Annotated in this window: 8 protein-coding genes (1 of these 8 cut by a window edge); 7 read left to right on the forward strand and 1 reads right to left on the reverse strand. The window is 68.4% G+C overall.

What is annotated here, in order from left to right; all coding sequences use genetic code 11:
* Positions 1-53 precede the first annotated feature (53 nt).
* The 4 genes from A176_RS34800 (at position 54) to A176_RS34815 (ending at position 4,079) form a co-directional block, all read left to right on the forward strand.
* Positions 54-1,166, forward strand: coding sequence for a 3-oxoacyl-[acyl-carrier-protein] synthase III C-terminal domain-containing protein (locus A176_RS34800; RefSeq protein ID WP_044890295.1), 1,113 nt, complete (start codon positions 54-56; stop codon positions 1,164-1,166).
* Entirely contained in the window at positions 1,166-1,762 is a 597-nt protein-coding gene (locus A176_RS34805) for a DUF2378 family protein (RefSeq protein WP_002640856.1), read from the forward strand. Before A176_RS34800 ends, A176_RS34805 begins: the two co-directional genes overlap by 1 nt.
* A 107-nt stretch (positions 1,763-1,869) precedes the next feature.
* Positions 1,870-2,478 (forward strand): hypothetical protein, encoded by a 609-nt coding sequence (locus tag A176_RS34810; RefSeq protein WP_002640857.1) that lies wholly within the window; start codon positions 1,870-1,872, stop codon positions 2,476-2,478.
* 137 nt (positions 2,479-2,615) lie between these two features.
* On the forward strand, positions 2,616-4,079 hold the full coding sequence (locus A176_RS34815; protein WP_002640858.1) for an immunoglobulin domain-containing protein: 1,464 nt from the start codon (positions 2,616-2,618) through the stop codon (positions 4,077-4,079).
* Between the two features lie 80 nt (positions 4,080-4,159).
* Here the strand turns inward: A176_RS34815 and A176_RS34820 are convergent, their stop codons facing one another.
* Positions 4,160-4,681, reverse strand: coding sequence for a nuclear transport factor 2 family protein (locus A176_RS34820; RefSeq protein WP_002640859.1), 522 nt, complete (start codon positions 4,679-4,681; stop codon positions 4,160-4,162).
* A 154-nt stretch (positions 4,682-4,835) separates the two neighbouring features.
* Here A176_RS34820 and A176_RS34825 point away from each other — a divergent pair, with 154 nt between their 5' ends.
* The 3 genes from A176_RS34825 to A176_RS34835 form a co-directional block, all read left to right on the forward strand.
* Positions 4,836-6,188 carry a WD40/YVTN/BNR-like repeat-containing protein gene (locus tag A176_RS34825; protein WP_193409820.1) on the forward strand — a complete coding sequence of 451 codons (1,353 nt, stop codon included), beginning with the start codon at positions 4,836-4,838 and terminating at the stop codon, positions 6,186-6,188.
* A gap of 108 nt (positions 6,189-6,296) precedes the next feature.
* Complete coding sequence (gene def / locus A176_RS34830) at positions 6,297-6,803, forward strand: peptide deformylase (RefSeq protein ID WP_002640862.1); 507 nt, start codon at positions 6,297-6,299, stop codon at positions 6,801-6,803.
* Positions 6,804-6,815: 12 nt separating this feature from the next.
* A protein-coding gene (locus A176_RS34835; protein ID WP_002640863.1) for a sterol desaturase family protein crosses the window boundary here: on the forward strand, positions 6,816-6,932 show its beginning. It continues 606 nt past the right edge of the window; only the first 117 of its 723 coding nucleotides appear in the window; it begins with the start codon at positions 6,816-6,818; the stop codon falls past the right edge of the window.

Genomic DNA, 6,932 nt, shown 5'->3' on the forward strand with positions numbered 1-6,932 from the left:
ATGCCAGGGAATCTCTCCCATATGGCGAGGCTGTGAAAAAACGGGGCCATTAAATGACACCCAATGTCTGTGTCGCCGGAGCTGGTGCCTTCGTTCCTTCACGCGTTGTGAGCAACGAGCGCATCGCCAGGGCCATCCCGGGATGGTCCGCGGCGCGCATCGAGGAGAAGATTGGGATTCGCGAGCGCCGTTTCCTCTGGGACATCGACGAAGCCACGGGCCGCGCGGTGCCGCCCCCGGAGAATGACGGGCACATCTACCCGGCCAGCAACACGGACATGTGCGAGGTGGCGCTCCGCAAGGCGCTCGCGCAGTCAGGGGTGGACGCCAAGGCGCTGGACGCGGTCTTCGTGGTGACGTGTACGCCGGACGCGCCGCATTTCAACCATGACGCCATGGAGCTGCACCGGCGGCTGGAGATGCGCGAGGACGCCTTCGCGTTGGTGGTGGACGACGGGTGCGGTGGCACGCCGTACGTGTTGGACCTGGTGAAGAAGATGATGGAGGGCGGGCGCTTCCGCACGGTGGCGGTGGTGGCCTCGGCCTTCACGTCGCCGCTGGTGAACCGCGAGGTGTACACGGACGAGCTGCCCCCGGGACCCGGCCGCGCGAAGACGCTGCAGGGGTACCTGTCCATGTACGTCTTTGGAGACGGCGCCGGCGCGGTGGTGCTCCAGGCGAAGCCGCAAGACGAGGGGACCCAGGGCATCCTGGCTTCGTTCTCGGGTAACGCGTATGCAGACCTGGTCATCCGCAAGGGTGGCGGTTTGTTGAAGCTGCCGTATCAGCCGGGACGGATGCGTCCGGCGGACATGGCCTTCGTGGTGGATGGCTTCCGCGTGGCGCGGAGCTATCCGGAGTACATGCAGAAGTGCCTCGACACGGTCCTCGGACCCCATCCGGAGCTGCGTCCCCAGGTGCGGCGGTACTACTTCCATCAGCCGAACAAGCGGGTGATGGATGCCTTCGTGGAGCGGGCGGAGCTGCCGCGTGATGCGGTGGCGTGCAATGTGGACCGCTACGGCAACACCTCGGCTGCGGGGATGCTCATCCTTCTGGCCGAGGACCTGGAGGCGGGCCGCGTGCGTCTGGGAAGTGGCGACCTGGTGGTCGTTGCCGCGGTGGGCGCGAACGTCCACTACGGCGCTCAGCTCGTGAGGTTGTAATGGACAAGCTTGATGCGAACATCGCCAGGGAGTTGGAGTCGCGGTTGGCCCTGGCGACGCAGGACGATACGGCCCGTGGCCTGTTCTTCAATGGCGTCGTCTCCGCCGTGCGCATTCTGGGCGGTGACGCGGCGGTGGCGCGGTGCCTCTCGGCGAGCGGCGAGACGCGCTTCATCGACTTCTTCAACTACCCGGTGGCGGCCTTCTTGAAGATGTCCTTCACCGCGGCGCAGGTGATGGCCCCCGAGCATGGCGGCTTCGACGGTGCGCTCCGGCGCATGGGTGTCGTCGCGACCACGGACTTCCTCTCCTCCGCGGCGGGGAAGACGCTGTTGCTGTTGGCCTCGGACAGTCCGAAGCGGCTCGTGGGCAACCTGCACTCGGGCTACCGGGCGGCGGTCAGCTACGGCGAGCGCGGCGTGAAGTGGACGGGGGACACCACCGGCGTCTTCACGATGAAGCGGGACTTCATGCCGCCCGCGTACCATGAGGGCACGCTGCAGGCGGTCATCGAGGCCGTGGGTGGCAAGCAGGTGCAGGTGCAGGGCCGCCAGACGGGGACACTCGACACCGAGTACACGCTGTCCTGGCAGTAGCCACATCCCCGGCCCCCCCGGTCTCCGGCCCTGTCGGGTCGGAGGCACGGGAGGGGTGTGTCCGGGTGTCGAAGCCGAGGTCGCTCGAGGTCTGGACGGAGGGGTGCATGTCGCGTCTGCAGGGGAGTGCGCTGTGGGGGCTGGGGCTGCTGTGCCTGACGGCGGAAGCGGGCGCCAGCGAGGTGGTGATGCAGTTCCGCACGCAGGAGGACGCCGCGGTGCAGGCGGACGCGGCGGTGTGCGCGGCGGCGCCCTTCGCGGCGAACGTGAAGCTGGGCGCGAGCGTGTTCGCGCCCCAGCACCAGCCAGGTGACGTCAAGGTGGTGTATCCGGGCGGCAAGCGCGTGGGCACGGCGACGGCGTGCATCCAGGTGACCGACCCGGCCTTCCCCGCTGGGCAGCAGTTGAATGTCTACATGCGCTACAACCTGCCGGAGGGTGGCTTCACGGCGCGGGGCACGTGCACGGTGGTGAGCAACGACGTGCCCGCGGCGGGACTGGTGCTGGCCGGGTGCGCGATGCAATTGGTGGACGTCCCCAAGGGCTTCGTCGGCGGCACGGTGTCGAGCACCAGTGTCTTCAACCCCCGGAAGCTGCCGGGCTATGCGACGGGCTCGTACTACACGCTCTACGCCTACCGTGACGGCGGCCCGCGGGACGCGCGGAAGCCGAAGGAGGCGCGAGACGCCACGGCCGCCGACCGGGCGCGCGAATAGCGTCGTCGCGGTGCACGGGCTGAGCTCGTGCACGCCAAGGCGCCCAGCCAGTGGGCCGCTGGGCATCTCTGCACGAGCCTCGGCGTCCTTCGCGGGGCGCCATTCCCGGCGTCGGGCCACCGGGCGATGATGGGCCCATGGACCGCAAGCGGATGGAGTTCTACGCGGCGCTGGGATACCGGGCGCCCACTGTCGCGAACGCGGAGACTGGATACTCCAGCACCAAGCCCGTGCCGCCTCAGCCCGCGAGCCCGGAAGCCTGGGAGCTGTCACCCCTCGGACTGGAGGAGATGAGCGCCCTCCGCGAGCGTTTCCTGCGCGAGCCTGACGCCGTGATGGCGCTGGTCCGCGAGGGATTGGGAGCCCCCGTCTCCGAAAGCACCTTCGTGCACGTCCTCCAGGACGTCGAGCAGGCCCTGCGCGAGCCCGAAGCGGCGCTCCAGGCATTGCGACAGCCGGCATTCCGGGCCCGGGCGTCGGCGTCGTTACCGCCGGACTTCCGCTTCCCGTTGATGACGCCGGAAATCCCCATCGACCCGTCGCGAACGAAGTTCGAGCCAGTCGCGGACCTGCGAGGCTGGCTGCTCTTCAGCGGCAAGGCCTGGCTGCACGGAGTCTCACGCCAGGCGCCGTTTCGAAGGCACGGCGACGCACTCTCGGCCAGCGGGTTCCGTTATGCGCTGCGAGAGCCCACGCCAGGGCACCCGGTGGAGGTGGCGTTGTTCTCCCATTTCGGAACGGGGGAGTACCCCGCGCGCTACATCGCGAGGCAGTTCGTGATGCGAGGTGAGCGCCTCGACTGCGCGGTGCATCTGGGCGGCGTGTCCTACGCGGGACGACAGGGCGAGTTCGACGCGCACGTGGCCGAGCCCCTCGAACCGCTGCTCCCAGTCACGACGCTGATGACCTTGAACGCGAGCGCGGAGATGCGCTCGGGAGGAATGCCCTTCTTCCGCTACCTGGACGAGCGTCGAGGCGCCTCGCGAGCGAAGCAGGTCCAGGAGGGCAGCTACTTCTGCCTGGCCTCGGAGCGCTGCCAGCTCATCGGCCTCGACACGGCGTATTTTGGACCAGGGAGACACCAGGAGCCCGCGTTGCTGGACTGGCTGGAGTCCGTGCTGGAGGAGGGCCGAGCCCGAGGGGCAACGAACATCCTCCTGAGCCACGATGCGCCCTACCGTGACGGGGCCCCGAGGCACACCGAATTGCTCGAAGACCTTCGGGCCTTGGCCGTCCACCGGTCACTGGTGGACCTCTGGTGTTGGGGGAGCACGCCCTACGGCGCATTGTTCGACCGGACCCAGGCGCTCCCCTTCGTGGGCGTCAGCGTGGGACACGCGGGCCTGCCGGCGCCCAGGGTCTCGTCGGGGCTCACTGCCGTGGCACCCCTGCGCTTTCTGGAAACACGCGCCCGTTTCCCAGAGGAGACAGGTCTCCGGCCTGAGCTTGGCAACAACGGCTACGGCTCACTGCTGCTCCACGCCAACGGCACGCTGGAGCTCCAGTTCCTGGACTGGATGGGCAACGTCCGGTGCACGGTGTCGCTGGCCGGAGGGGGCACGGGGCCTCTGCGGCTCGAAGCCCTCGATGCATCGGAATGAGGGACCCGAGCACCTCGAGCCCAGCGCATCCCAGGGGGCGGACGTGAGAGCCGCCCCACCGTCACCCGTTGCGGCCGGTGTCAGCGCGCCGTCGAGGCAGGCTCGGTGCCACCGGGCGTCGTCACCGAGGGAATCCCGCGGTCTCGCATGAAGGCGTGCAGGGACTTCCGCGCCTGCGATTGAACCTTCTTCCGCAGCAGCGGCGTCCAGCCGAGCACCAGCCCCGCGGGCCCGAGCGCCTGCCGGGACCACGCCCAGAAATTGAAATGGTCGCGGTGGCGGACAATCTTGCCGTCGCGGAACTCGAACTTCGCGTCGATGCGGTTGAGCACCTTCCTGCCGGTCGCGCCGAAGGTGTAGCGCGCGTCCCAGTGGGCGCTGCCCTGCCGGTCATCGGCCTGGACGTCACGGAAGGTGAGCTCCAGGTCCTTGCCGCGCTCACAGAGCATGAGCCACATGGCGGCGGGCTCGTGGTGTTGGAGTTCCACGAAGGCCTCATCGGTGAACGACACCTCCGGGTGGTAGCAGGCCGCCATGGCCTGGGCGTCGCGGCGCTGGAATGCCGAATAGAAGTCAGTGATGAGTTGGGCGTGCGGGTGCATGGGCCCGATGTAGCAGACCTGTCAGTGGGATTGCGCCCACTGTCCGGCGCCCATCGCTCACGGTTGGGGACGCACCGGAGCCGCATGGTGGTGGCGAGGACGTCGCGCTACCCCGGCCCGTCCGCGCCGAGTGACGAGGCGCTGGGGGTGAGGAATGCGCAGTCCGACTCGGGGCCTCGCGGTGGTGCGGATGCTGTTGGCGGCAGGGGGGCTGGTGACGCTGCCTGGGAGCGCCAGCGCACAGGCGTTCACACCGGCGCAGACGCTGACCACGACCGCGGTGGGCTACCAGGTACCCCAGGTGTGCACGTGGGAGGGGGATGTGCACGTGGTCTGGGTGGACGGTGAGGCCGGCGGTGTGCGGTACCAGCGCAGCCTGGACGGCGGCGCCTCCTTCCGTCCCGAGCGAGGCCTCGGCCCGGAGCGGTCGATTCCCGGCGTGAATGCCCGAGGTGTCAGGGTGCTGGCGAACGGAGAGCGCGTCTATGTGACGTGGTTGGAGGGCGGTCTGCGTTTCCGTTCCAGCAGCGACCGGGGCGAGACCTTCGGCCCGGTCCTCGAGCTGACCCAGGAGCGGGAAGGGGGGCTGAGCCTCGCGGCCACCACGAACCATGTCTACATGGGGTGGTTTCGTTCGAGCCAAGACGAGCGCGGAGGGATTCACTTCGTCCGAAGCCCCACGGGCAGCGTCTTCGAGGAGGTCGAGGAGCTGAGTGGCTCGGATTACGGGGACGTGGTGCTGGCGGCGCAAGGTGCGCACGTCTACGTGCTGTGGAACGGCTCGGGCGGTGACGAGAAGTCGAGCCTCTTCTTCCGGAGGAGCACCGACGGAGGCCGCACCTTCGAGCCACCGCAACAGCTCTCGGGGCTGGGTGAAAGCTCGAGGGACCACACGCTGACGGTGCAGGGCACGGACGTCTACGCGGTGTGGACCGAGTGTGGCACGGGACTGTCGACCTGCGAGATTCTGCTGCGCAAGAGCACGAACGCGGGGCGGTTCTTCGGGCCGGTGGTGAATGTCAGCCGGGACGCGAAGGCCTCCACCCGGCCCCAGGTGGTGGCGCGGGATTCGCGCCTCTTCGTCGCATGGCAGGACCTGCCGCTGGAGGCGCTGGGGCCGGACATCGTCCTGACGATGAGCGTCGACGGTGGCTTCACCTTCGAGGAGCCTCGGATGGTGTCGCGAACCCGCGTGCAATCCCTGTCGCCACGAATGGTGGCGGCGGGAGCGGGGGTCCGGCTGGTCTGGACGGATGGATTCAATGGGGAGCGGGAGGTCATGACGCGCGCCACGGTGGGGTTGGGCTTGAGCCTGGGGCGGCTGGAGAATTTGAGCATCAGCCAGGGTGACTCCGGCGAAGCCGCGATGGCGTCCTCCTATTGTGGCGCGCAGGTCCACGTGGCCTGGTTGGAGGGGAATGCCGCGCAGGGCAACGCGGTGCTGTACCGGAGCGCCACGCTGCCGTTCCCCGGGATGTATTGCCTTATGTGGCCGGAGCCGCGCTGAGTCCGGGCCGGCGGAGGGCACGAGGACTGCTCCCGGGTGTACGCCGGTGGACCGTTGGGGTGCGGAATCGGGCGGCGTTGGGCGGGCGTGCATGGCAGATTGCGGACCATGGCTCGCGACATCGTTATCTGGCCCCACAAGGTCCTCACCTCGTCCACCAAGCCCGTGACTGACTTCGGCCCCTCGCTCGAGAAGCTTCTTGAGGAGATGGCCGAGTCCATGAAGGAAGCGGAAGGCATTGGCATCGCCGCCAACCAGGTCGGCGAGCCCCTCCGCGTGGCCCTGGTGGGACGGGAGGACGGCACGTCCTTCGAAATCGTCAATCCGCAGATTCTGGAGAAGACGGAGAAGGTGACCCTGGAGGAGGGCTGCCTCTCCGTCCCGCGCGAGTGGGAGAAGTGCCCGCGCTTCCACAAAGTGAAGGTGCGCTACCAGGACAAGACGGGGGAGTGGCACGAACTCGAGGCGGAAGGCCGGCTCGCGCACGTCCTCCAGCATGAAATCGACCACCTGGACGGGCACGTCTTCGTCGACCACCTGTCGAGCCTCAAGCGCACGCTCATCCTGGACCGGATGAAGAAGCTCCAGAAGGTGAAGGCTCGCCAGAAGGACTAGACAGGGAGCGGCATGGACCAGGGCCACCAGACCACGCGCCCGGTTCCCACACGGGTGGCGGTATTCCGAGAGGAGTACCGCCGCCGCCAGGTGGGGCCTCGCTACTCCGGGCGGGTGCACTTCGCGTTC

The sequence above is a fragment of the Myxococcus hansupus genome (assembly GCF_000280925.3).
Lineage (GTDB): Bacteria > Myxococcota > Myxococcia > Myxococcales > Myxococcaceae > Myxococcus > Myxococcus hansupus.